Origin of the sequence: Cytobacillus pseudoceanisediminis, assembly GCF_023516215.1 — a bacterium.
GTDB lineage: Bacteria > Bacillota > Bacilli > Bacillales > Cytobacillaceae > Cytobacillus > Cytobacillus pseudoceanisediminis.
On the sequence record NZ_CP097349.1, the window covers coordinates 4,730,645 to 4,755,697 of the forward strand.

19 protein-coding genes, 1 tRNA gene and 5 pseudogenes are annotated in these 25,053 nt (G+C 42.6%); 19 read left to right on the top strand and 6 right to left on the bottom strand.

The features are described 5' to 3' along the window. Positions 1-38: 38 nt before the first annotated feature. From M5V91_RS25275 to M5V91_RS25290, 5 genes and pseudogenes are all read right to left on the bottom strand, one after another. The gene (locus M5V91_RS25275) at positions 39-1,277 is read right to left on the bottom strand and encodes an NAD(P)/FAD-dependent oxidoreductase (RefSeq protein ID WP_217026091.1); all 1,239 of its coding nucleotides are present in this window, start codon (positions 1,275-1,277) and stop codon (positions 39-41) included. Beyond that, positions 1,274-1,606, bottom strand: coding sequence for a (2Fe-2S)-binding protein (locus M5V91_RS25280; protein ID WP_217033779.1), 333 nt, complete (start codon positions 1,604-1,606; stop codon positions 1,274-1,276). Before M5V91_RS25280 ends, M5V91_RS25275 begins: the two co-directional genes overlap by 4 nt. Next, a complete protein-coding gene (locus tag M5V91_RS25285) occupies positions 1,599-1,874 on the bottom strand; it encodes a (2Fe-2S)-binding protein (protein ID WP_071156423.1) in 276 nt (91 codons plus the stop codon). The genes M5V91_RS25280 and M5V91_RS25285 overlap by 8 nt, the downstream gene beginning before the upstream one ends. A 77-nt stretch (positions 1,875-1,951) precedes the next feature. Then, positions 1,952-2,107 (bottom strand): annotated as a pseudogene (locus M5V91_RS31025) (helix-turn-helix domain-containing protein); the annotation flags it as partial. A 62-nt stretch (positions 2,108-2,169) separates the two neighbouring features. Further along, positions 2,170-3,564: pseudogene (locus M5V91_RS25290) on the bottom strand (sigma 54-interacting transcriptional regulator); the annotation flags it as partial. A gap of 215 nt (positions 3,565-3,779) precedes the next feature. On the opposite strand from M5V91_RS25290, the gene M5V91_RS25295 reads away from it, so the two are divergent. The 13 genes and pseudogenes from M5V91_RS25295 to M5V91_RS25355 all read left to right on the top strand — a co-directional run bounded on the left by M5V91_RS25295 (position 3,780) and on the right by M5V91_RS25355 (position 18,162). Further along, a complete protein-coding gene (locus M5V91_RS25295) occupies positions 3,780-4,955 on the top strand; it encodes an NAD(P)/FAD-dependent oxidoreductase (protein ID WP_251175543.1) in 1,176 nt (391 codons plus the stop codon). Further along, entirely contained in the window at positions 4,955-5,992 is a 1,038-nt protein-coding gene (locus tag M5V91_RS25300; protein WP_251175544.1) for a proline racemase family protein, read from the top strand. The genes M5V91_RS25295 and M5V91_RS25300 overlap by 1 nt, the downstream gene beginning before the upstream one ends. After that, on the top strand, positions 5,989-6,942 hold the full coding sequence (locus tag M5V91_RS25305; protein WP_251175545.1) for a proline racemase family protein: 954 nt from the start codon (positions 5,989-5,991) through the stop codon (positions 6,940-6,942). The genes M5V91_RS25300 and M5V91_RS25305 overlap by 4 nt, the downstream gene beginning before the upstream one ends. Positions 6,943-6,973: 31 nt before the next feature. After that, positions 6,974-7,867 carry a 4-hydroxy-tetrahydrodipicolinate synthase gene (gene dapA / locus M5V91_RS25310; RefSeq protein WP_009331831.1) on the top strand — a complete coding sequence of 298 codons (894 nt, stop codon included), beginning with the start codon at positions 6,974-6,976 and terminating at the stop codon, positions 7,865-7,867. A 20-nt stretch (positions 7,868-7,887) separates the two neighbouring features. Beyond that, positions 7,888-9,390: an aldehyde dehydrogenase family protein gene (locus M5V91_RS25315; protein ID WP_071156429.1), complete on the top strand. Its 1,503-nt coding sequence runs from the start codon at positions 7,888-7,890 to the stop codon at positions 9,388-9,390. A gap of 164 nt (positions 9,391-9,554) precedes the next feature. Then, entirely contained in the window at positions 9,555-11,018 is a 1,464-nt protein-coding gene (locus tag M5V91_RS25320; protein WP_009331829.1) for an alanine/glycine:cation symporter family protein, read from the top strand. 471 nt (positions 11,019-11,489) lie between these two features. Beyond that, complete coding sequence (locus tag M5V91_RS25325) at positions 11,490-12,989, top strand: tetratricopeptide repeat protein (protein ID WP_071156431.1); 1,500 nt, start codon at positions 11,490-11,492, stop codon at positions 12,987-12,989. Between the two features lie 129 nt (positions 12,990-13,118). After that, a pseudogene (gene trxB, locus M5V91_RS25330) lies at positions 13,119-14,068 on the top strand (thioredoxin-disulfide reductase). 384 nt (positions 14,069-14,452) lie between these two features. Continuing rightward, positions 14,453-14,911 carry an 8-oxo-dGTP diphosphatase gene (locus tag M5V91_RS25335; protein WP_019383301.1) on the top strand — a complete coding sequence of 153 codons (459 nt, stop codon included), beginning with the start codon at positions 14,453-14,455 and terminating at the stop codon, positions 14,909-14,911. A 28-nt stretch (positions 14,912-14,939) separates the two neighbouring features. Then, complete coding sequence (gene rapZ, locus M5V91_RS25340; protein WP_009331825.1) at positions 14,940-15,833, top strand: RNase adapter RapZ; 894 nt, start codon at positions 14,940-14,942, stop codon at positions 15,831-15,833. Beyond that, positions 15,830-16,807, top strand: a complete 978-nt coding sequence (gene mgfK / locus M5V91_RS25345) for a gluconeogenesis morphogenetic factor MgfK (protein ID WP_009331824.1) — start codon at positions 15,830-15,832, stop codon at positions 16,805-16,807. The genes rapZ and mgfK overlap by 4 nt, the downstream gene beginning before the upstream one ends. A gap of 119 nt (positions 16,808-16,926) precedes the next feature. Next, a pseudogene (gene whiA / locus M5V91_RS25350) lies at positions 16,927-17,875 on the top strand (DNA-binding protein WhiA). Between the two features lie 29 nt (positions 17,876-17,904). Continuing rightward, positions 17,905-18,162 (top strand): HPr family phosphocarrier protein, encoded by a 258-nt coding sequence (locus M5V91_RS25355; RefSeq protein WP_009331822.1) that lies wholly within the window; start codon positions 17,905-17,907, stop codon positions 18,160-18,162. Between the two features lie 43 nt (positions 18,163-18,205). Here the strand turns inward: M5V91_RS25355 and clpP are convergent, their stop codons facing one another. Beyond that, a complete protein-coding gene (clpP, locus tag M5V91_RS25360) occupies positions 18,206-18,811 on the bottom strand; it encodes an ATP-dependent Clp endopeptidase proteolytic subunit ClpP (protein WP_009331821.1) in 606 nt (201 codons plus the stop codon). Positions 18,812-19,116: 305 nt separating this feature from the next. On the opposite strand from clpP, the gene M5V91_RS25365 reads away from it, so the two are divergent. The 6 genes and pseudogenes from M5V91_RS25365 (at position 19,117) to M5V91_RS25390 (ending at position 24,999) form a co-directional block, all read left to right on the top strand. Then, positions 19,117-19,188, top strand: a tRNA-Arg gene (locus tag M5V91_RS25365). 358 nt (positions 19,189-19,546) lie between these two features. Further along, positions 19,547-20,877, top strand: a pseudogene (rpoN, locus tag M5V91_RS25370) (RNA polymerase factor sigma-54). Positions 20,878-20,894: 17 nt separating this feature from the next. After that, entirely contained in the window at positions 20,895-21,143 is a 249-nt protein-coding gene (locus M5V91_RS25375; RefSeq protein WP_251175546.1) for a glutaredoxin family protein, read from the top strand. Between the two features lie 134 nt (positions 21,144-21,277). Then, positions 21,278-22,300 (top strand): sugar-binding transcriptional regulator, encoded by a 1,023-nt coding sequence (locus M5V91_RS25380; RefSeq protein ID WP_009331818.1) that lies wholly within the window; start codon positions 21,278-21,280, stop codon positions 22,298-22,300. A gap of 45 nt (positions 22,301-22,345) precedes the next feature. After that, the gene (gene gap, locus M5V91_RS25385) at positions 22,346-23,353 is read left to right on the top strand and encodes a type I glyceraldehyde-3-phosphate dehydrogenase (RefSeq protein ID WP_009331817.1); all 1,008 of its coding nucleotides are present in this window, start codon (positions 22,346-22,348) and stop codon (positions 23,351-23,353) included. A 461-nt stretch (positions 23,354-23,814) separates the two neighbouring features. Continuing rightward, positions 23,815-24,999: a phosphoglycerate kinase gene (locus tag M5V91_RS25390; protein ID WP_009331816.1), complete on the top strand. Its 1,185-nt coding sequence runs from the start codon at positions 23,815-23,817 to the stop codon at positions 24,997-24,999. Positions 25,000-25,053 lie beyond the last annotated feature (54 nt).

The window sequence follows — 25,053 nt, forward strand, 5'->3', positions numbered from 1 at the left end:
GGTTATTTTACGAAAATTTGCTATTGGATCATTACATTTTATCCTATTTCCTTTAAAGAATCCTGTTCTTTCCTATAAAGATCCTCCCAAAGTTCATAGATTTTCCTCCGGCCGTTTGCAATTTCAGGGTTGAATTGGATGGCAGCGTTTTGACGGACAGTATGAACATTTTTCAATGCCTGTTCAAGCTTCTTGTTGATGTCGGTGCTGCCCTTTCCAGCGTGTTTAGCAATCGAAATGCCTGCTGTTGTTCCTTGGGCCATGGCGATTTTTCCGCTTTCAATGCCGGTGATATTCCCGGCAACAAATAATCCTTCGAGCGGAGTTTCCATTTTTTCAGAATGAAGCGGAACATGTCCCCCAAGTTCTGGAACGTATTGGAATGGGCATCCGGCAACTGCTGTAAGCTCTGCTAACGGATACAAGCCGCCTGCGATACACACGAAATCTGCTTCGTAAATTTTTTCTGTACCTTTGATTACGTTACCATTCACATCTATTTCTGCAGTGAGTACGCCTTCTACCTGATCCTTTCCAAGAATTTCAAGTGCTGCTTTTCTAAGCTGCAATGGTGTTCCATTCACCTTAACGCCGCTTTTAGGATAAAATTTCATCCCTAATTTGCGGAATCCTCTATTTCTCATAAAGCGACTGCCCAGCCGCAAAATGGGTGACGGGGCAAGATGGGCCGCATTTAGAAGTGACTTCAAGACTTCCTCAGGTTCTCCCGCTTTTTGGCTAAGCGGACTCTTTTCTGGCAGTACAATATGTTCCACATTAATTCCGGCTATTTGGAGCTCGTTTAAAATCGCAAATGCTAAAATGTTAGCACCAATGATGATGCCTTTTTTGCCAACCTCAACACGATGAACATTCGTCATGACCTGTGCAGCCCCGATGGACATAACACCTGGAAGAGTCCAGCCTGGCACAGGAATAGGGAACTCAGCTGCACCAGTTGCTACCAGCACATAAGGAGCTATCAGTGTTCCTATATTAGTATGAACATTCCAGCAATCCTTATCTTTTTCAAGGTTATATACAGAAACGCCGCAGCGGATATCTACAGAGAGTTTCTGTGCTTCGTTATGCATACGAGTGGATTCTTTTATTCCATTCCACCATTCTCCAGACGGTTCCTGGTGCAATTGACCGATTAATCTTCCGCCTGGCCTGACAAATTCATCAATGACGGTAACTTTTAAGCCGTATTCAGCACAGGTTATGGCACCAGCTAAACCGGCTGGTCCAGCTCCAATAACGATTACATCTATCATAGATTCTCCACCATCCTTTTAACAATATTAGGATGCTGTTTTCCTCTTTCAACAACCATATTCTCCTTCACAACAGTTAAACAGGCTCTTATATTGGCCTGCCCATTAACATTTACACGGCATTCCATACAGTGGCCGATATTGCAATAAAACCCTCTTGGTGTTCCACTTTCCTCATGAACACGCAGTGTTCTCACACCGTTTGCCAGCAGAGCTGCCGCGATTGTTTCAGTTTCAAATGCTTCATATACTTTCCCATCAAAAGTGAATGGAATCTTTTTTCTATCATCTAATTTTCCTAAAACCGGATGATCTATAATTCTAGTCATTCTTTTCACCTGCCGTTCCAAAAGTTACAGGGCGAATTGGAGGCTGATATTTTAAAGGAATTTCACCTTCTCCTGTATTAGGTACGATACTTTCAATAATCCGATCGACCATGACCCTGCAAGTGCGTCCTCCACAAAACCCCATTCCAGCTCTTGTTCTAAGCTTCAGTTCCCTGGATGTACATTGATGTTCTTTTGCTGTTGCGAAAAGCCGCCCATAGGTAACCTCTTCACAACGACAGATCATAAGTGCCTCATTGTTATTCATTTGGAAATCCCTCCTCTTCAGGTACATGTAAAAATATAATGCAAAAATCGTACCAACTTTGAAGCCAGTATTTCAAATTAGCTTAAGCCAAGACGTTTTAGACGATTGTAAAGGGTCGCCCGGGTGATTCCCAGTTTTTTCGAGCATTCTAATTTGTTGCCGCTGGTTAATGCCAATGCTTTTTCGAGTACCTTCTTTTCGTGCTGGTCCATTTCCTCCTGAAGAGGCACAATGACCGTTTTCATTTCTATGTTGTTTTCCTGAAGGTCCGTATCAGATACAGCTGAATAGCTCATTGCTGAGTGAAATGGCAAATATTCTTTTCGAATGACTCCATCTGTTGCAAAAACAACCAGACGTTCAACGACATTACGCAGCTCCCGAACATTGCCCGGCCAATCATATTGAAGCATCTCTTGCATAACTTCCTGTGAAAAATGATGGATCGGCCGCTGATAGCGCAGTGAAAAATCATTTAAAAAGTAATGAATTAGTTCAACGATATCTTCACAGCGTTCTTTTAAAGGAGGAATTTTTAAACTGACAACATTTAGCCGATAATATAAATCCTCCCGGAATTGGCCTTCTTTTATTAATTCTTTTAAATCCCTATTTGTTGCAGCAATTACCCGGAAATTAGCCTCAATTTCTTTTTCACCGCCAACCTTGTAATATTTTCTTTCTTGAAGAACACGAAGCATCTTGACCTGCATTTCTAAAGGCATTTCACCAATTTCATCCAGAAAAAGAGTGCCCCCTTTAGCAAGCTCAATTTTTCCTTTTTTCCTCTATGATCCGCACCGGAAAAGGCGCCGCGTTCATAGCCAAATAATTCGCTTTCAAATAATGAGGCTGGAATAGCACCGCAGTTAATTGAAATAAATGGAGCTTCAGGTCCTTCAGTTGCCTCATGAATGGATTTGGCAAAGACCTCCTTGCCGACTCCGCTTTCTCCTAAGATCAATACAGTTGAACGGACAGAGCACACCTTTTTTGCCATTTGCACCGTCTTTTCCATCACAGCGCTTTTCCCTTTAATGTATCTGAAGGGATCTGAAGGTCTGTATTTCGCCATCTCCTGTTCTAAACGATGAACCTCAGTCGACATATTAAATAATTTTTCATTAAGAACAACCTGGCTTGTCACATCAGTTTCCGACACAACTGCCCCGATAATGCGTCCATTAAAGTAAACAGGGTTTGAATTTATTAGGACAAAGAGATCAGATCTTGGCTGGTGATGCTTTCCTTGTATTCTCTTTCCTTTGTATAAGGATTCTAAGATTTGCAGATTCTGATGTTCAAAGAATTCTATTATTGGTTTGCCCACAATCTCATCTTTTTTTACAGAGAAAATTTTTTCAGCTCCTTCGGTCCATGTGCGGACACGTTCATCAGCATCAATCACTGTGACTGAAGCGTCCGATGTTTTGATGACAGCCTCATAGAAAGCCTTTAATTGATTGTAGGAATCATACAAAAAATCAATGATTTGTTCATTTGTGATGCAGCCGAGTACTTGGCCGCCTGAATTTACAACGGCAACGGCTGCATAGCGCTTGCAAGCATCAGCTAATGCAGCAAAGGAATCATCCAAATAAACTTTTGGTAAAGCGCCTTCATTATCAACTTGGTTCAGACAGATAAAATTACTTTCAATTATTTCTTTGACTGACGGAAATTCAAACATGACAGCCTCCTGAATGTAAAATTTTTTATACACTGTTCAATATTTTATACACTATTTTATCAAATTTTTTGACAATTAAGAACAGGTCAAAAAAATCTATATTTGGGTTAGCAGCAAAATTATTAGAAGGTTCTTATTTCTGCGTAAGATATAAAAAGTTGGCATGTTATTTGCATTAATAAAATGATGTAACAAGACGAAGGGAAGTTGGTTTTGTGAAATATCATTGTGACGTTTTGGTTATAGGCGGGGGAATCATAGGCTGTGCAATTGCCTATTATACTTCTAAATCTGGAAGATATGTAACAGTTATTGAAAAAGGTGAATTTGTCAGTGGCACGTCTTCCCGCTGTGACGGAAATATTTTAGCTATTGATAAAGATCCTGGCTTCGATAGTCAAATGTCACTTGTCAGTCAGAAATTAGTAGATGAATTAAGCAGAGAATTGAAACAGCCTTTTGAATATCGGGCTCCCGGAAGCATCCTTGTATGCGAGACAGAAGAAGAAATGGAAGCAGCACAAAAGTGGGTTGACCGTCAGAGTGAGGCCGGTTTGCCGTTCAGGATGCTGGACAGACAGGACATCCGCCAAGACTCCAAGTATTTTGCTGATGATTTATTAGGCGGCTTAGAGTGTGCAACAGATTCTACAGTCAATCCATATCTACTTGCCTTTAACCTTCTTGAGGGGTCAAAGGAGATGGGCGCTAAAGCCCATAAACAAACTGAGGTTACCGGAATGAGAAGGAAGACGGACGGTACATTTAGCGTTGAAACATCCAATGGGACCTTCACCGCTAACTATGTCATTAATGCGGCAGGTGTATGGGCTCCATATATCGGTGAGATGCTGGACTTGTCTATTCCAATTAAACCAAGAAAAGGCCACATTATGGTCGCATCACGCCAGGATTTTGTTGGGCCAAGAAAAGTCATGGAATTTGGCTATTTAATATCAAAATTTGGCGGCAAGCGCCAGGTTGACCCGATTACTGAAAAATACGGAGTAGCACTTGTTTTTGAACCGACTGAAAGTCAAAACTTCCTGATTGGAAGCAGCCGTGAATTTGTTGGGTTTAATACAAAAATCAATAATGAAATTATTAAATGCATTGCCAATAGGGCCATTAGATTCTATCCGAAAATGGCTGACATGATGGTCATACGTACTTATGCTGGCTTACGGCCCTGGACGGAGGATCACTTGCCAATTGTGTCAGAAGTGGAAGGAATTCCTAACTATTATATTGCAGCTGGTCATGAGGGAGACGGAATTAGCCTTGCCGCTGTTACTGGAAAAGTGATAGAGGAAATGCTTAATGAAAAGGAAACTTGCATCCCAATTGAACCGCTGAGATTTTCTCGATTTAAGGAAAGGGTGAGGAGCTGATGAAAGCCAATCGGGTTTTTACAACCATTGATACACACACGGGCGGAAATCCGACAAGGACATTGATTAGTGGACTCCCAGTACTAAAAGGAGCGACAATGTCCGAAAAAATGCTTCATATGCAAAAGGAATATGATTGGATTCGTAAGCTCCTGATGAATGAACCAAGAGGGCATGATGTAATGTCAGGAGTACTTTTAACAGATCCATGTCATCCGGAAGCAGATATCGGTGTTATATATATCGAGACCGGCGGATATTTGCCAATGTGCGGCCATGACACAATCGGAGTTTGTACAGCATTAGTGGAAGCAGGGCTATTCCCTGTTCAGGAGCCAGTTACTACCATCAGGCTTGATACACCAGCAGGTCTTGTTAAGGCAGAGATAAAGGTAGAGAACGGTAAAGCAAAAGAGGTTTCCTTCTGTAATGTCCCTGCGTTCCTGTTAAAGAGTGTCTCTGTTGAAGTTGAGGGAATCGGAACCGTTGATGCAGACATTGCTTATGGGGGCAACTTCTATGGAATCATTAATGCCCAATCTGTTGGATTAGAACTGACACCGGAGAATGCTTCAACAATCATTGAAAAAGCTATCAAAATTAGGAATACAATTAACGAAAAAACGGATGTCATTCATCCGCAATATCCATTTATTCGCGGTTTGACCCATATTGAATTTTTCACTGTGCCAACCCATGAAGAAGCTGATGTAAAAAATACAGTTGTTGTCCCTCCAGGCGGGATTGATCGTTCACCATGCGGTACAGGTACTTCGGCCAAATTATCTGTCCTCTATGCCAAAAAGGAGATTGGTATCAAAGAAGAATTTGTACATGAGAGTATTGTCGGCTCTTTATTCCGCGGAGAAGTCCTTGAAACAGCAGATGTTCTGGGTGTGGAGGCTGTTATTACAAGAATCACTGGTTCAGCATGGCTAATGGGAATGCACCGGTTCTTTTATAACGAGGAGGATCCGCTTAAAGAAGGCTTCTTACTTATTCCCCCAATGAAACATGAAATGGAGGATGTGAAATGATAATTCAAAAGACGTATACAGCAACCGATGTACACGTAGCAGGTCAGGCTTATCGTATTGTTAAGGATGGACCATTTGTTCATTATCAAAGTATACAGGAGCTGAATGAGCAGTTTTCGCTTGCCTATCAGGAGGAAATTAAACTTCTATTAAATGAGCCCCGCGGATTTGCTGGATTAATGGGTTGTTTGATCGTCCCGCCTTTTAAAAGCGATGCCGATGCAGCTGTAATCTTTTTCGATCATTACGGAACCGTACCGGTGCAATATGGCGGAATTGTTGCTGTCATAACCGCATTGTTAGAGTGCGGCCAATTAAAGGCCAGGCCTTCAAATGTATACAGAATTGAAACAATTAACGGTGTTGTTTCTGTTACTGCAGCAATTAAAGATGGTGAAGTGAAATCAGTTAAGTTAAAAAGCGGGTCTTGCCAGGTTGTACAGGTCAATGCGCCGGTGTCTTATTTTGATTTAAATACCGAAGTATCTCTAGTCCAAGCCGATCATATTTATGCCATTTTTGATAAAGCAGAGCTGCCTTTTGAGATTGAGATGGAGAACCTTCCAGTTATTAATCAATGGGGGCAAAAGGCAATTGAAGCATTAGAAGGCAAATATGCTTTCAGCAGAGTGATATTGCTGGATCATTCGCAAAAAAGTGAAGGCAAAATCAAAACGGTAACCTTCCGTCCGGATCGTTATATTGTGCGTTCTCCGGGATTTGGCACTCTGGCTGCCTGCAGTAGCTATTTATTAAGGAATGGCGATATATCTGCAGGCAGCCCAATTGAAAATGAAAGCCTTTTCAAAGGTAAATTAAGAGCCGAGTATTCAGCACAAATTGAAACCAGTTACGAGTTTAGTTTTTCAGCCCGCGGATTTATTACGGGTATGCAGACATATTTATTAGACCCGACAGATCCATTATTCGCAGGGTTTTTATTAAAATAAAAAACTATTAATTATAGGGAGGAAAATTAAAATGACTAGAATTAGAGGAGCTTATCCAGTATTAATTACACCAATGACACAGGAGCAGGAGATTGATTGGGGCGGTGTAAAGAATAATGTTAATTACTTTGTGGATCAAGGTGTGGCAGGTATCGTCATCAATGGGAGTACTGGTGAATTTGTCAGTCTATCAAGAGAAGAAAAATTCCAGATGGTAGAAACTGTTATGAAGGAAGTAAGCGGCCGCATCCCTGTTATTGTGGGGACAGCTGCTGAAACAACAAGGGAAACAATCGAGTATACAAAGCAAGCTGAAGTACATGGAGCGGATTGTGCTCTAATCATTAACCCTTTTTACATGAAGCCAAAGGAAAATGAAATCTACCATCATTTTAAAGAAGTATCTGGCAGTGTTAATCTTCCAATCATGCTTTATAACAACCCATTTACTTCTGGCGTTAATATGAGCGCAGATTTAATGCTTCAAATTGGCAAGGATTGTAAAAATGTAACTCACATTAAGGAATCAAGCGGTGAAATTGGCAAGGTAAGAGATCTTGCAAGAAAAGGAAAAGGAGACTTTGAAGTATTCTGCGGTGCTGAAGAGCTTGTAATGGAGTCTTACTTAGTTGGAGCAACCGGGTGGATTTCTGTTGCAGGAAATATTGTGCCAAAGCTGGTTACAGATATGTATAACCATTTCCAAAACGGTGAGTTAGAAGAAGCTTGGTCAATCAATGATCGTATTTTACCACTGTGCGCGTTCCTTGAAGGATCTGGAAAGTATGTGCAAATTGTGAAGAGAGCCATGGAATTAACCGGCCAGGCTGGCGGACCTGCGCGTTACCCTCGTCTAGGCCTATCACCTGAGGAGGATCAAAAGCTAAAAGACCTGCTTGCAAGTTTAGAGACAGTAAAAAACTAAAAAAGTGAAGGAGTGAGGATATGCAAGCGACAAAATACAATTTAAAACCGAAAGTTCAAGAATTCCTGGAAGGTGTGAAAGGGCTATATATTAACGGTAAATATGTACCGGCGATCAGTGGTAAAAGGTTTACCGTCGTTAATCCTGCAAACGAAGAGGTGATTGCAGAAGTAAGTGAAGCGCAAGAGGAAGATATTAACGCTGCGGTAGCTGCTGCAAGAAAAGCATTTGATGATGGCCAATGGACAAAAATGGATGCCGCTGAACGCTCCCGCCTAATCTATAAATTTGCGGATCTCTTAGAAGAAAATCGAGAGGAACTTGCACAACTGGAATCATTGGATAACGGAAAGCCCTATAAGGTCGCCTTGGCAGATGATGTCGACGGAACAATCCAGCATTTTAGATATTACGCAGGCTGGGCCACAAAAATATTTGGTAAGACAACTCAGGTTTCAAAGAATTATGTAACCTATACTGTACACGAGCCGGTTGGGGTTGTAGGCCAAATTATTCCATGGAACTTTCCGCTCGCCATGGCTGCCTGGAAGCTCGGATCTGCACTCGCAGTCGGCTGTACGATTGTGATTAAACCGGCAACTGAAACACCATTATCTCTTCTCTACGCAGGAAAGCTATTCAAGGAAGCCGGGTTCCCGGATGGTGTTGTAAATATTGTGCCAGGAACGGGCAGGGTTGCGGGAGAAGCAATTACTGCACATAAAGATATCGATAAGGTAGCATTCACAGGATCAACTGCTGTCGGAAAAGAAGTAATGAAAAAAGCTGCAGATCAAATTAAAGGTGTTACGCTGGAGCTTGGCGGAAAATCGCCAGCCATTGTCTTAGATGATGCTAATCTTGAGGAAGCAATTGAAGGGGTATTTAACGGAACAATGTACAATCATGGGCAAAACTGCAGTGCTTGTACACGTGTATTTGTACAGAGAAACATATATGATCATGTAGTAAAAGCCTTAGCAGAACGAGCGAATGCAATGAAGTTAGGTGATGGAATGAACCCCGAAACGGAAATGGGCCCGCTTGTTTCAGCAAAACAGCATCAAACTGTTCTTAAGTATATTGAACAAGGGAAGAAAGAAGGGGCGCGCCTCGTGGCAGGGGGCGAAAAAGGATTTGAAAAAGGTTATTTTGTACAGCCAACCATTTTTGCTGATGTACAAGATCATATGGTTATTGCTCGTGAAGAAATCTTTGGTCCTGTAATGTCCATTTTCGTTTTCGATACGATTAATGAGGTCATTAAACGCGCGAACGATAGTGAATATGGCTTAGCTGCAAGTATCTGGACAGAAAGTATGAAAAAGGGACATTATATTGCAAGCAAGCTGCAATCAGGTACAGTCTGGATTAATGATTTTGGTCTTGAATGGGAAACTATGCCTTTCGGCGGCTACAAACAATCAGGCATCGGCCGCGAAATGGGTGGAGAATATGGCTTACAAAACTATACGGAAGTGAAAAGTGTATTTGTTAACATCAAGCATGATGAGAAATTTTAAGGAACAATTGGACAATCAATCCTGTGTACTAATTGGATGGGAGTGGGACAGCGTTTTGTTACAATGTCCCATTTTGCACATTTATATGTCTGAATATTATTAATATTATAAATTAAAACAGAAACGGAACTATCTACTTAAAGTTTGAAAATAGGTGGGATAAGATGGAAGAATTAGTGAATAAAGCGTCGGGTTTAGTTTGGAGTCTTGGATTGGTAGCGTTCGCGCTTGGTGCTGGATTGTTCTTTTCCATTATGACACGTTTTGTGCAATTTAGATATTTTAAGGAAATGATTAAACTTCTTTTTGAAAAGGGTAACCCGGAATCAGGTGTATCCTCTTTCCAGGCATTTACAATGGCTTTAGCTGGCCGGGTCGGTATTGGCAATATCGCCGGGGTTGCTACTGCGATTGCATTCGGAGGTCCGGGAGCGGTTTTCTGGATGTGGATTATGGCTTTATTAGGTGGAGCAAGTGCTTTTATAGAATCTACTCTTGCTCAGGTCTATAAAGTAAAAGATGGTAATCAATACCGGGGCGGAACTCCTTATTTCATTGAAAAAGGTTTAAATATAAAATGGTTCGCGGTATTTGTTGCGATTGTTGTTACCCTCTGCTACGGAATTTTAGTTCCAGGTATTCAGGCAAATACGATTGCTGTTGGGTTCGAAAACACAATTGGCCTCAATAAAAGCATCACTGGAATCATTCTTGTTGTATTACTTGGCATCATTATTTTTGGCGGCGTTAAGCGAATTGCTACTGTTTCGGAAAAAGTTGTCCCTTTTATGGCCTTAGGATATGTGGTTATTACTTTCGTTCTTTTATTTGCCAATGCAGCAGAAATTCCAGCCATGCTTTGGCTGATTATTTCAAGTGCATTTGGTGCAAATGAAATGTTTGGCGGTATTATCGGTGCAGCGATTGCATGGGGCGTTAAGAGAGCGGTATTCTCTAACGTTGCTGGTGTAGGGGAAGGAACTTATAGTTCAGCTGCAGCAGATGTATCCCATCCGGCAAAACAAGGTCTTGTTCAAGCATTCTCTGTTTATATTGATACTATCATTGTTTGCACAGCTACTGCACTTATGATTCTAATCACCGGTATGTACAGCGTTACACCAGAAGGAAAGCAGCCGATTGTTGAGAACATCCCAGGTGTTGAAGCTGGACCAATGTGGACACAGGCGGCCGTTGAAAGCGTTATCCCTGGATTTGGCGGTTTTTTCGTAGCTATTGCTATCTTCTTCTTTGCCTTTACAACCCTGTTGGCTTACTACTATATTTCTGAAACAACCCTCGTTTACCTTGGCAGAAAGAGAAATCTAAAAGGGCTAAAAGCAGGCTTAATGATTCTTTTCTTAGGAATGATCTACTTAGGCAGTGTTGAAAATGCATCCCTATTATGGGCGCTCGGAGACTTTGGCTTCGGAAGTATGGCCTGGCTTAACTTAGTCGCTATTCTATTTTTGACTAAAACAGCCTTAAAAGTATTTAAAGATTATGAAGAACAGAAGAAAGCGGGCATTGAACCAGTCTTCGATCCTGTTAAACTTGGCATTAAAGGTGCTGATTTTTGGGAGGAGAAAGTGAAAGAAAGCAATTCAAAAGGCAAGAAGGTAATTTAAGTGCAGCCGGAAACAGAGAACACTTCCCGCTTTTACTTCTAAAATCCTTATTGCATGTGGTGGCAGCTTCTTCACCAACTGCTGGAGCCCAAATGGCCAGTACTCCAGGCTGTCACCATCTTTATGTTCAGCAACTAGATCCGAAACCCCACTTACAGACTCCGATTGCGAATAAGGACTTTCGGGAGCTCCTTCACTGAAATCTCCTCATATATCCAGAAGGTTATTCGATTCCCTCATCCCCCACACCGGCACCACCAGAGGCCGCTGCTATCACCCGGCGCGAAGCGAGCAGTTTATCTCCTAATTTAGCTCCCCTATTAAACCACCGCAACAACCCTTTAAAACATAACCGCGATAAGATTTCCAATAAAAAATTCCGATGGGAAATAGTATTGTCATTTCTTCCCTTCTCCACAGGCTTGTTCGTGTGATATACTACTTTAGTTACTAACATTTATGGAGGATTTCATGAGTAAAGACTCTAAAGCTAGACACCAAAAGGGAAAGTTACTGTCATTTATCCCGAATGGTGAGTACTATTTTTCCAAAGGGATTAAGGCGTACCACCGCAGGGATTTTCATAAAGCAAAGAAATATTTAATGCGGGCGATGCAGCTTGAGCCGGGTGAACCGATGATTATCTGTCAGCTTGCAATTGTCCATTCAGAAATGGGTGAGTATCAGGAGTCGAATAAGCTGCTTCATATGATATTGGAAGAGCTTGATGAGGATATGGTGGAATGCCATTATTTCCTTGCCAACAACTATGCTCATATGGGCCTTTTCAAAGATGCTTACACGCATGCAAATACGTATCTGGATTTGGATCGGGACGGAGAGTTTACGGAAGATACAGAGGATCTGCTGGAACTTCTGACGCTTGAAGGGGAAGATTTGGATGATGAGCTCTACGAGCAGGATGACCTGATAACGAAACAGGAACACGCACGGGAATTGCTGGAGTCCGGTCATTTTCCAAAAGCGGTTGAGATACTGAACTCTGTGATTGATGAGTATCCGGAGTACTGGTCCGCATACAACAATTTGGCCTTGGCGTATTTTTACCTTGGAGAAGTGCAAAAGGCAGCAGATATTTTAGAGAAGGTGCTGGAAGAAAATCCGGGTAATCTGCACGCTTTGTGCAACAAGCTTGTCTTTGCTTTTTACGAGCGGGATTTTAGGCAGGTGCGCTTGTTGAAAGAGGCTCTGAAAAAAATTAAGCCGCTTTCAATTGAACATCAGTTCAAGCTTGGTGCCACTTTTGCTTTGACCGGCGAATATGAGGCTGCCTTTGCATGGCTTCGCAAGCTTCAAAAGAAAGGCTTTGAAGGGGACGGACCATTTTATTACTGGCTATCCTATTCCGCATATTTTACCGGACGTGAAGAAATGGCGAAATCAGCATGGAAGAAAGCCATTGAGATTAATCCGGAAAAAGAAGGCTTTGAGCCCTGGAACGATGAAAAAGTAACCAGCAGCGGCTTTGAAGACCATTATTCATCCATTCTAAAAAAGCTGGAAAGCGACTATATTGAAGAGCGGTTATTCGGCCTTTTCCTTACGTCAGTATCCAGCAGAAGAGATGAAATTTTGATCTCTGAAGCAATTGTACGAAACAATAAGTTTTCAGCTGTGGAGAAGGAATATCTCTCTTTTGTGAAAACAGACCAGGAAGCGCCTGCCCAGGTTCAGGCTGCGCATGAGACAGCTGAACTGTTTTATGAAAACTACCATCCGATTGGCACGGTGGAAGCCGGCCTGTATTTAATGTGGTTTACCATTTTTGCTGAATTGACAAATAACTGCCAGAATATAAAAAACAATAAGGCTTGGGCTGCAGCAATTGAGTATGTCTGGCATAAGCTTCGAAACGAAAAGGTTTCCCAATCAAAAATTGCAGGAAGATACGGGATTTCCGCTTCAACGATGGGTAAATATGTAAAATCGGTGAACGACCGCCTTCAGTGAGCAGATGTATGGACGAAACACGCGCCAATTTTATAGGATAACAGTAAGAAGGTCATACTATAATATGCGTATTTATAGAGTGTTTTATTTAAAATACTGGATTTCTGATTACTGAAGGAGTGAATCGCTGTGACTGAAGAAAAAATTTATGATGTCATTATCGCTGGCGCAGGTCCGGCAGGGATGACGGCAGCTGTATATACATCTCGTGCAAATCTGTCTACACTAATGATTGAACGCGGTGTTCCGGCGGACAAATGGCCAATACAGAAGAAGTTGAGAACTATCCTGGTTTTGACCATATTTTAGGCCCGGATTTATCCACCAAAATGTTCGATCATGCGAAGAAATTTGGCGCTGAATATGCGTATGGAGATATTAAAGAAATCATTGACGGCGAAGAATATAAAACTGTTATTGCTGGATCGAAGCAATATAAAGCACGCTCAGTAATTATTTCTGCTGGTGCCGAATACAAAAAGCTTGGCATTCCTGGTGAGAAAGAGCTTGGCGGACGCGGTGTATCCTATTGTGCAGTTTGTGATGGAGCATTCTTTAAAGGCAAAGAGCTTGTTGTAGTCGGCGGCGGTGACTCTGCTGTTGAGGAAGGCGTATATTTGACCCGTTTCGCCTCTAAGGTGACAATCGTTCATAGACGGGACCAGCTTCGTGCGCAGGCGATTCTTCAGCAGCGTGCGTTTGACAATGAAAAAATCGACTTTATCTGGAACACTACAGTGAAGGAAGTTAATGATAAGGACGGAAAAGTAGGCAGCGTAACGCTTGTGTCTACTGAAACAGGGGAAGAAAGAGAATTCAAAGCAGATGGTGTCTTCATCTATATCGGCATGGTTCCTCTTTCCAAGCCATTTGAAAGCCTTGGCATCACGAACAGCAATGGCTATATTGAAACAAACGACCGAATGGAAACAAGGGTGGAAGGCATTTTTGCAGCCGGAGATATCCGCGAAAAATCCCTTCGCCAAATCGTTACAGCAACAGGTGATGGAAGCATCGCTGCCCAAAGCGCCCAGCACTATGTTGAAGAATTGCAAGAACGCCTTAAAGTGAAGAAATAATGGGAACAGGCATATGGTCCTAGGGGCTGTATGCCTTTTATTTTAGTAAAAAAAGCCACTGGTTGAAAAGTTTTACAAAAAGTCATGTGGTTTTAATTCTCCTGTAACCTTCATGAAATAAATTTCGGGTAGTATAGGAATAGAAATTGACCCCCTTTTAAAGATATAATCCTTTTAAAGCACAGGCACATGCCTGTGCTCTTTTTTTGCATAAATACAGTATGTTTTGAAGAATGTTTTTTGGAAACCTGTATTCATTGTGGCTGTAAGCCAAAAATAGTATAATGAAATGAATAAGAAAAGAACGTTAGCCGGACTTTACTTTAAGCGATTTCATGAAAAGGCGGCAGCGGTATGATTTCGGAAAATTAGAGGTGAAATGTGTTGCAGCGAGTCACGAACTGTGTGTTACTGAAAGACGATAAAGTATTGCTTTTACAGAAGCCGAGAAGAGGCTGGTGGGTGGCTCCGGGCGGAAAAATGGAGCCGGGTGAATCAGTGAGGGACTCGTGCATCCGTGAGTTCAGGGAAGAAACAGGCATTTATCTGCGAAATCCGAATATTAAAGGCATTTTTACGTTCATCATGAAGGATGGCGATAAGGTTGTACAGGAGTGGATGATGTTTACTTTCCTGGCTACAGCTTCTGATGGGCTGAACCTGGAGGAATCAGATGAAGGCAAACTTCGCTGGCATCCGTTTTCAGAGGTTAAGAATCTGCCGATGGCTGCCGGAGATTCACATATTTTGGAGTATATGATTCATGGACAGGGCATGATTTATGGAACGTTTACGTATACGCCTGATTTTGAACTGCTTAGTTACAGGCTGGATCCAAGCTGAATTTGACAGAAACAGGGGGAAATTATAAATGAGCACGGGTGCAGTTAATGATACTCAAATGGTGATTATTACGGGAATGTCAGGGGCAGGGAAAACAGTAGCCATCCAAAGCTTTGAAGATCTTGGCTTCTTCTGTGTAGACAACTTGCCGCCGACACTGCTGCCGAAATTCCTTGAACTTATGAAGGAATCAGGGAATAAAATGAATAAGGTGGCATTGGTGATGGATTTGCGCGGCCGTGAGTTTTTTGACCACTTATTTAAAGCGCTGGATGAATTATCCGAGACATCCTGGGTCACCCCGCAAATTTTATATCTTGATGCTGATGATTCGACGCTCGTCAGAAGATATAAAGAAACAAGACGATTCCATCCCCTTGCACCATCAGGATTACCTCTTGAAGGCATAAAGCTTGAACGGGAACTGCTTGAAGAATTAAAAGGCAGGGCCCAGCTTATTTATAACACATCACAAATGAAACCAAGGGAATTGCGAGAGAAAATTCTCACAGAATTCTCATTGAATAAGAAAACTATATTTACGGTTAACGTCATGTCTTTTGGCTTTAAGCATGGAATTCCAATTGATGCCGACCTGGTGTTCGATGTCCGGTTCCTTCCGAATCCGCATTATATTGAGCATATGAGGCCGAAGACAGGATTAGATGAAGAGGTATCCAGCTATGTGCTGAAATGGACTGAAACAAGTAAATTTCTCGAGAAGGTTACGGAGCTGCTGAGCTTCATGCTTCCGCATTATAAACGGGAAGGGAAAGCTCAATTGGTCGTTGCAATCGGCTGTACGGGAGGCCAGCATCGTTCGGTAGCGCTGACAGAGTATATTGCTGACTATTTCGGCAAGGATTACCATACGGCAATCACGCACCGTGACATCGAGAGGAGAAAGGAAAACATCAAATGAACCGACAGCCAAGAATCGTCATCATCGGTGGAGGAACAGGGCTGCCTGTCCTCTTAAGGGGATTGAAACAATTCCCTGTTGATATTACTGCCATTGTGACAGTTGCCGATGATGGCGGCAGTTCAGGAAGATTGAGAAATGATCTTCATATCCCGCCGCCCGGTGACATCCGCAATGTACTGGCAGCTCTTTCAGACGTGGAGCCGCTCATTGAGGAGATGTTCCAGCACCGCTTTGCGACATCCAATGAGTTATCCGGGCATTCGCTTGGCAATCTGATTCTAGCGGCCATGACCTCGATAACAGGAAACTTTGTTCATGCGATTCAGGAAATGAGCAAGGTGTTAAACGTAAGGGGAAAGGTATTGCCGGCTGCAAACCAGAGTGTGGTCCTTCATGCAGAAATGGAAGACGGGACCATAGTATCGGGAGAATCAAAGATTCCCTATTCCGGCAAAAAAATTAAACGGGTATTTTTAACCCCTAAAAATATCAAAGCCCTGCCTGAATCACTGCAGGCAATCAGACAGGCTGATATGATCATCATAGGGCCTGGAAGCTTATATACCAGTATTCTTCCAAACCTGCTTGTCCCTAGGCTGGGACGTGAGGTCTGTCATTCTAAGGCGAAAAAGGTGTATATATGCAATTTAATGACACAGGCAGGAGAGACGCTCGATTACACGGCAAGTGATCACGTAAAAGCATTGTATGATCATATGAGCTGTGCTTTTATCAATACCATTCTGGTAAACAATGAGGAAATTCCTCCTCATATTCAGGAGAGGTACAGCGAGGAAATGGCAAAGCCTGTTGTGTATGATACAGGTGCTCTTACCGAACTGGGCCTTGAAATAATGCACGGTGAAATTGTCAGCCACGAAGGCGGGATCATTCGCCATGATACAAAAGAAGTTGCCCAAATGCTATATAATTTACTTTTACATGAAACCAATAGGCGTTTTAACGCGTAGTATACAGGTGTGAAAGGGCTTTTGCCGGTAAAAAAATAAACTGTGCATACGTTTGCTCAGTAAAGAATATCTTTTTATATGCTACTGGCTTAGCGCTTTTGCGGATAGGAGGTGAAGGGATGTCTTTCGCTTCGGAAACGAAAAAAGAATTGACGAACCTGGAAATAAAAGACTGCTGCGGGAAGGCGGAATTGTCCGCCTTAATCAGGATGAATGGTTCACTTTCTTTTCCAGCCGGAAATTGATTGTGGATATACAGACGGAGAATGCAGCAATTGCAAGAAGGATTTACACTCTGATTAAAAGGAATTACAACGTTCAGGTCGAGCTCCTGGTCCGGAAAAAATGCGGCTGAAAAAGAACAATGTTTATATTGTCAGGCTAACGGAACAGGCCAGTATGATTCTTGATGATCTGAAAATTTTAAGCGAGGGATTCGTATTTACACACGATATTTCCAATGAGCTCATAAAAAAGAAATGCTGTAAGCGTTCTTATCTGCGCGGTGCATTCCTTGCCGGGGGATCGGTAAATAATCCGGAGACCTCCTCCTATCATTTGGAGATCTTTTCACTTTACAAGGAGCATAATGACTCCCTGTGTGAATTGATGAATACGTTCGGGCTGAACAGCAAAACGCTTGAACGGAAAAAAGGCTATATCACGTATTTAAAGGAAGCCGAAAAAATAACGGAGTTCCTAAATATTATCGGTGCACACGCAGCTCTGCTCCGGTTTGAAGACATCCGGATTGTCCGCGATATGCGAAACTCGGTCAACCGGCTCGTAAATTGTGAAACAGCGAACTTAAACAAAACAATTGGAGCTGCTTTGCGCCAGGTGGAAAATATCCGGTTCATCGATCAAACTGTCGGACTTCAGGTTCTTCCTGACAAACTGCGGGAAATTGCCGAATTGCGTGTAGCTTACCAGGATGTCACTTTAAAAGAGCTTGGGGAAATGGTCTCAGGCGGAAATATCAGTAAATCGGGTATTAATCACAGATTAAGAAAAATAGATGAAATCGCTGAGAAACTCCGGGCAGGCGACACTATAGATGCTCACTGATAGAGGGATCAGCAGGGAGGAGATATACAATGGCGGAAAAACAGGTTGAAGTTAAGCTGAAAACAGGATTACAGGCACGTCCGGCGGCATTGTTCGTACAGGAGGCCAATCGGTTCTCATCCGATATTTTTCTGGAGAAGGACGGAAAGAAGGTAAATGCCAAAAGCATAATGGGGCTGATGAGTCTGGCAGTAAGCTCAGGATCAGTCATTACCCTCAAGGCTGAAGGGAACGACGAAAACGAAGCTCTTGAGGCACTTGCGAACTATATTCAAAAGGAAAACTAAAACAACTCGCATCGGGAAGATGCGAGTTGTTTTTTTATGCTTATTATTTATCTTTCTTCTCATCCAAAGAGTTTCTGGTAATGATTTGGTCAACCAAACCGTATTCAAGAGCTCTTTCAGCTGTCATAAAGTTATCGCGGTCAGTGTCTCTCGCAATGACTTCAAGCGGCTGTCCAGTGCGCTCTGAAAGAATTGTGTTTAATTTTTCGCGAAGGAAAAGAATGCGCTTTGCAGCGATTTCAATTTCAGTCGCCTGTCCCTGAGCTCCGCCTAGTGGCTGATGAATCATGACTTCACTGTTTGGAAGGGCAAAACGCTTGCCTTTCTCACCAGCAGCAAGAAGGAACGCACCCATGGATGCTGCCATACCGATACAGATCGTTTGTACCTTTGGCTTGATAAATTGCATCGTATCATAAATAGCCATACCAGCTGTAATGCTACCGCCCGGGCTATTAATGTAAATGGAAATGTCTTTTTCAGGATTTTCTGCTTCAAGGAATAAAAGCTGGGCAACAATTGAGTTTGCCACATTGTCATCGATTGCGCTTCCCAGCATAATGATGCGGTCTTTTAAAAGGCGGGAGTAAATATCATAAGCGCGCTCCCCGCGGTTTGTTTGTTCAATAACTGTAGGGATTAAGTTCATTTTCCAATTCCTCCTTCAAGATAAGGTCAACACACAAGATGAACAAGCATGTTCTTCCAAGTAAAGAAAATTTTTTAACTCCTATGTATTATCATGATACACTGATGGTCAATTAAGGTCAAACAAATCGCATAGAATTCGTGCTTGATTCGTTCGACACTTTTTTCTGTGCTGTGCTATCTCATTCCATGATACCCATTGTTCCAATTTTTAAACTAAAAGGAGGCTTGCAAAGTGAATAAACTTATCATATAATTAGTTATCGTAGCGGCTGAGCGCTTGGTCAGCCACCTATTAAAATATCTGCCCTCGTGGTGCAACGGATAGCACGTGAGATTCCGGTTCTTAAGATGTGGGTTCGATTCCTGCCGAGGGCGCTGCCAAAACTCCTTGTCTGATATGGACAGGGAGTTTTTACTTTTACGCTATCCGCAAATAAATCCAGCCTATGCGCACACAAAAAAATTTATCCGCAAGTAAATTGGCCCTATACGCAAATAAAATTCCTCTATCCGCACATAAATCTAAAAAACTTCCTAAACTTAAGCCTGAATTTCAAAAAAATCCTTAAAATCCACAGTTTTCACCATAAAAAATGAATATTCTTCCCTCTTCCATGCATATTGTGAAGTATTCAGAAAGATGGTAAAGTGCCCGTGCGATTGGCATTTGCCAAGATATTTCCATACAACATTTACCTGGAATATTGTAAAATGGGGACAGGGGGAATGTACGATGAATTTGAAAGCTGGGTTATGGCAGCAGCAGACAATGAAATTAACAATGACACAGGAGCTGACGCAGGCGATTGCCCTTCTGCAATACAGCACACAGGAGCTTTCTGCTTTTTGGAAAGCAAGGCGCTTGAAAATCCCCTTTTAAAAGTAGAGTCCGGTCAAGTCCAGACGATGGATCCCCGTTATGACCGTGTCAAACCGACGAGAATAAAAGTCGAAAAAGATAAAATAAATTGGATTGAGCAGATTGGCTGCGGAAAGACGATGAAGCTGGATGAATATTTGAAGTCGCAGCTTCATTTGAAATTAAACAAGGACGAACAAAAAGTAATTGAGCATCTTATTGAGAGCCTTGATGAAAACGGTTACTTGCGAGCGGATTTGCAGACAGCTGCCAAGGCGCTCCAGATGCCTCTTGAAAATATGGAACAGATGCTTGAAGAATTGCAGGAACTCGAGCCTGCTGGTGTTGGCGCGAGGAATCTCCAGGAGTGCCTTTCCCTGCAGATTAAGAGATTGCCAGAGAGAAATGAACTCGCTGAAATTATTTTAGATGAATACTTTACCTTTTTTGCGGAGAAGAAATGGAAAGAGATTTCCAAGCAGCTTGGTGTGGGGCTAAAAGAGATTCAGGAGGTATTCGACCTTGTGCAGACCTTGAATCCTAGGCCGGCTTCATCCTTCCAAAGCGAGAAATCGGCATATATAACACCGGACGTGATAATTAAGTGGGATGGAAGCTCCTTTTCTGTAAGTGTTTTTGATGAAGTGCTTCCTAAAATCAGTTTTAATGAAGGTTATTATAAAAAGTTTGCGGCCTCTGGAGACCGGAATGTCAGCCGCTTCCTTCAGGAAAAGCAGCAGGATTATCAATGGATCATGAGGAGCATAGAGCAGAGAAAAGAGACTCTTGCGAATGTGACCCTTAAAATCGTTGAAAAACAGCAGGACTTCTTTATAAAAGGACCTTCACATCTGAAGCCGATGACCATGAAGGAAATATCAGATGAACTCGATATTCATGAATCAACTGTCAGCCGTGCTGTCCGGGAAAAATATGCGCAAACGCCATATGGGACCTATGAGCTGAGGTCGTTTTTCTCAAGCACGATTAAAACAACATCCGATGAAAATACGTCTTCACAGCAGGTCAAGACGATAATTGGTAAAATGATAGAAAAGGAAAATAAGCAAAAGCCTTTATCCGACCAGGAGCTTGTGAAGCTGCTGAAGGAAGAAGAGGGGATGGTTGTCAGCAGAAGGACGATAGCAAAATATCGGGATCAGCTGGGCATCCCATCATCATCTAAACGGAAAAGGTATGACTGATAAAGGAGATTTGCTGATTGAAACAGCCAGAGGTCGTGTTTTATACACGCAGCAGTTGCCCGCTGTGTGATAAAGCCAAGGATGTAATAATGGAATTAAAGAAAGAGTACGAATTTATCTTAATTGAGAAAGACATTGATGGTAGCGATGAACTGACAGAGAAGTATGGGCTCATGATCCCGGTTGTTGAAATTGATGGGTATAAAGTGCAGTTCGGGCATATTGATGCCATTACGGTAAGTGAAGCGCTTACAGAAAAAAACTGAGTTTTATCAGTTGATTTCACTACTCACTCTTGCTATTATTGAAGAGAAGCAAGGGTGATTTTTTTGTGGTAAGTGGGACATAATATGTCTATGCGGGACAAAAAATGACCACATATGATTAAGGAGCTATCCGGATGTACTCACTAATTGATATTCAAAAAAGATTATTGCCTGATATGCTTGCGGTTATGCAGAAGCGCTATGGGATCCTTCATTACATAGGGCTGATGGAGCCGGTTGGAAGAAGGAGCCTTGCAGTAAGTTTGGGCCTGACGGAAAGAGTGCTGAGAAGTGAGGTTGAATTTTTAAAAGACCAGAATCTGATCCGCATTTCAAGTACGGGGATGAGCCTTTCTGCCGATGGCAGGGATTTGCTTGAAGCTCTTGAAGGAATAATGAGGGATATATCGGGTATAGCCGTAATGGAGCAGGAATTATCCCGAAAACTTGGCATTCGCCAGGCGATCATTGTTTCGGGCAACAGCGATGAATCTCCATGGGTAAAGCAGGAGCTTGGCAGGGCAACAGCGATGTGTATGAAATCAAGGCTCAAAGGCAAAAATATCATCGCAGTTACCGGCGGATCCACAATGGCAGCCGTAGCGGAGATGCTAACCCCTGATCTTGCTGAACGGGATTGGCTGTTTGTGCCGGCACGGGGCGGAATTGGGGAAGATGTTAAAAATCAGGCTAACACCATTTGTGCAAAAATGGCTGATCATACAGATTCCAGACACCGCGTCCTTTATGTACCGGACCAGGTGAGCAGGGAGATGTATGAAAGCATTATTAAGGAACCCAATATTAAAGAAGTAATCACCCAGATCAAATCTGCTAGCATGGTTTTACACGGGATTGGGGACGCTATTACAATGGCGGAACGCCGCAAAACCAGTGAAGAAGATTTTGTTAAAATCAAGCATGCCCAAGCAGTAGGAGAATCCTTTGGTTATTACTTCAATGAAGGCGGCGAGGTTGTACATAAGGTTCAGACCATCGGCCTTCAGCTGGATGACCTATCCCATATTGAACATGTCATTGCAGTGGCAGGCGGCTCTTCAAAGGCAAAAGCCATTGCTGCATACATGAAACGGGCACCATCCTCTACCATTTTAGTGACAGATGAAGGTGCAGCAAAACAGTTGTTAAAAGGGTAATCCCTTTTCAAATATTAAATCTACCTTTCTAAGGAGGAAATAATCATGGCAGTTAAAGTTGGTATTAACGGATTTGGAAGAATCGGGCGTGTTGTTTTCCGTGCAGCTCTTAAAAACCCTAACGTAGAGGTTGTAGCAGTAAATGACCTTACAGATGCAAACATGCTTGCACACCTTTTAAAATATGATTCCGTACACGGAACATTAAATGAAGAAGTAACAGTTGATGGCGATTACCTTGTTGTTGGCGGCCATAAAGTAAAAGTACTTGCTGAGCGCGATCCTGCTCAATTAGGATGGGGAGACCTTGGCGTAGAAGTAGTAGTAGAATCTACTGGCCGTTTCACAAAGCGTGCTGACGCTGCGAAACACCTTGAAGCTGGTGCGAAGAAAGTAATCATTTCAGCTCCTGCAAGTGACGAAGATATCACAGTGGTTATGGGTGTTAACCATGATAAATATGACCCTGCAAACCACCATGTAATCTCTAACGCATCTTGTACAACAAACTGCTTGGCTCCATTTGCAAAAGTATTGAACGACAGCTTCGGAATCAAGCGCGGTATGATGACAACTGTTCACTCATACACAAATGACCAGCAAATCCTTGACTTGCCGCACAAAGACTACCGCCGTGCCCGTGCAGCAGCAGAAAATATCATTCCAACAACTACTGGCGCTGCAAAAGCAGTATCTCTAGTATTGCCTGAACTTAAAGGCAAATTGAACGGTGGAGCTATGCGTGTTCCAACTCCAAACGTTTCTCTTGTTGACCTTGTTGCTGAGCTTGACAAAGATGTAACAGCAGAAGAAGTAAACAGCGCTCTTAAAGCAGCTGCTGAAGGCGAACTTAAAGGCATTCTTGCATACAGCGAAGAGCCATTAGTATCTGGCGACTACAACGGAAACCCAGCTTCTTCTACAATCGATGCACTGTCTACAATGGTTATGGAAGGCAGCATGGTAAAAGTTATCTCTTGGTATGACAACGAGTCTGGTTATTCTAACCGTGTAGTTGACCTTGTTGACTACATCGCTCAAAAAGGACTTTAAAAAGAAAACTTCCATCAGAGGGGAATTAGTTCTTCTCCTTTGATGGTTAATTGAAGTTACCGGGCATAACGGGAAGTTACTCCTCGTTTTACTCCAGGGGGCTACTGCCCGTTAATCGCGGCAATTGAGAAATCTTTACGAGAAAAAATTCGTTTTGCGAAGCATTCTCAAGGTGAATTTTTTCTCTAAAAAAATACCTCATCTTGTTGGATATTAAAATCTCTAACGTCTATAATGGATAAGGGTAAAAGGGGAGCAGGGAAACAATCCCTCTCCCTTTTGTTTTAAAGCAAAAAGTAAAAATAATTGACTAGGTTGGTGTCTAGCTCCAGCGCCTGGGGTCTCGAGTCATAAGCCAATCGCTTCTGAAGGCAAAGCACGCCTTCTGCCAGCGCTCGTCTTATACTTGTCGCCCCTGGGCAAGGCGCTTCCGCTTTTCCTGGTAAGGAGGTCCTTTTGCTGTGAACAAAAAAAGCGTAAAAGATGTGGAGTTAAAAGGCAAACGAGTTTTTTGCCGCGTTGATTTCAACGTACCTATGAAGGATGGACAGGTTACAGATGAAACTCGTATCCGTGCAGCTCTTCCAACTATTGAGTATTTGACTAACCAGGGTGCTAAAGTAATCTTAGCAAGCCATTTGGGCCGTCCGAAGGGTTCAGTTGTTGAAGAATTGCGTTTAACACCAGTAGCAAAGCGTTTGTCCGAGCTTCTTGGCAAAGAAGTGAAGAAGGCCGATGAAGCATATGGCGATTCTGTAAAAGCAATGGTTGACACGCTAAGTGAAGGAGATGTTCTTCTTCTTGAAAACGTGCGTTTCTATCCTGGAGAGGAAAAGAATGATTCTGAACTTGCAAAGGCATTTGCTGAGCTTGCTGACGTGTATGTGAACGATGCCTTTGGAGCAGCACACCGTGCACATGCCTCAACGGAAGGAATTGCGCATCATCTTCCTGCAGTATCAGGACTATTAATGGAAAAAGAACTGGATGTACTTGGAAAAGCTCTTTCAAATCCTGAGCGTCCATTTACAGCCATTATCGGCGGCGCAAAGGTTAAAGATAAGATCGGTGTAATAGAAAACCTTCTTGAAAAGGTAGATAACCTGATCATTGGCGGCGGACTGGCCTATACATTTGTAAAGGCACAGGGCCATGAAGTAGGGAAATCCCTATTGGAAGAAGATAAGATTGAACTTGCAAAGTCCTTTATGGAAAAAGCGAAAGAAAAAGGCGTGAACTTCTACATGCCTGTTGATGTCGTGGTAGCAGACGATTTTTCCGAGGAAGCCAATATTAAGACAGTAGCAATTGAAGAAATTCCTTCTGATTGGGAAGCACTTGATATCGGACCTAAAACGCGCGAAATCTACAGTGATGTAATCCAGAATTCCAAGCTGGTCATCTGGAATGGGCCAATGGGTGTGTTCGAATTGAAAAAATTCGCCGGCGGAACAAGAGCAGTGGCTGAGGCTTTAGCAGAAGCGAACGATACATATTCAGTCATTGGCGGCGGAGATTCTGCAGCTGCAGTTGAGAAATTCCATCTTGCTGACCGCATGAGCCATATCTCAACAGGCGGCGGCGCTTCCCTTGAGTTTATGGAAGGAAAGGCTCTGCCTGGCGTAGTGGCTTTAAACGATAAATAATTTAACCAGGGCTGTTTAGCCCTGTCTTTTGACAATAATAAAAGCATGAAAGGA

What these genes read in the sequence shown, in the direction of transcription:
- M5V91_RS25275 (WP_217026091.1), bottom strand. Translation starts at nt 1,277, where the DNA reads ATGATAGATGTAATCGTTATTGGAGCTGGACCAGCCGGTTTAGCTGGT.
- M5V91_RS25280 (WP_217033779.1), bottom strand. Translation starts at nt 1,606, where the DNA reads ATGACTAGAATTATAGATCATCCGGTTTTAGGAAAATTAGATGATAGA.
- M5V91_RS25285 (WP_071156423.1), bottom strand. Translation starts at nt 1,874, where the DNA reads ATGAATAACAATGAGGCACTTATGATCTGTCGTTGTGAAGAGGTTACC.
- M5V91_RS25300 (WP_251175544.1), top strand. Translation starts at nt 4,955, where the DNA reads ATGAAAGCCAATCGGGTTTTTACAACCATTGATACACACACGGGCGGA.
- M5V91_RS25305 (WP_251175545.1), top strand. Translation starts at nt 5,989, where the DNA reads ATGATAATTCAAAAGACGTATACAGCAACCGATGTACACGTAGCAGGT.
- dapA (WP_009331831.1), top strand. Translation starts at nt 6,974, where the DNA reads ATGACTAGAATTAGAGGAGCTTATCCAGTATTAATTACACCAATGACA.
- M5V91_RS25315 (WP_071156429.1), top strand. Translation starts at nt 7,888, where the DNA reads ATGCAAGCGACAAAATACAATTTAAAACCGAAAGTTCAAGAATTCCTG.
- M5V91_RS25320 (WP_009331829.1), top strand. Translation starts at nt 9,555, where the DNA reads ATGGAAGAATTAGTGAATAAAGCGTCGGGTTTAGTTTGGAGTCTTGGA.
- M5V91_RS25325 (WP_071156431.1), top strand. Translation starts at nt 11,490, where the DNA reads ATGAGTAAAGACTCTAAAGCTAGACACCAAAAGGGAAAGTTACTGTCA.
- rapZ (WP_009331825.1), top strand. Translation starts at nt 14,940, where the DNA reads ATGAGCACGGGTGCAGTTAATGATACTCAAATGGTGATTATTACGGGA.
- mgfK (WP_009331824.1), top strand. Translation starts at nt 15,830, where the DNA reads ATGAACCGACAGCCAAGAATCGTCATCATCGGTGGAGGAACAGGGCTG.
- M5V91_RS25355 (WP_009331822.1), top strand. Translation starts at nt 17,905, where the DNA reads ATGGCGGAAAAACAGGTTGAAGTTAAGCTGAAAACAGGATTACAGGCA.
- clpP (WP_009331821.1), bottom strand. Translation starts at nt 18,811, where the DNA reads ATGAACTTAATCCCTACAGTTATTGAACAAACAAACCGCGGGGAGCGC.
- M5V91_RS25380 (WP_009331818.1), top strand. Translation starts at nt 21,278, where the DNA reads ATGTACTCACTAATTGATATTCAAAAAAGATTATTGCCTGATATGCTT.
- gap (WP_009331817.1), top strand. Translation starts at nt 22,346, where the DNA reads ATGGCAGTTAAAGTTGGTATTAACGGATTTGGAAGAATCGGGCGTGTT.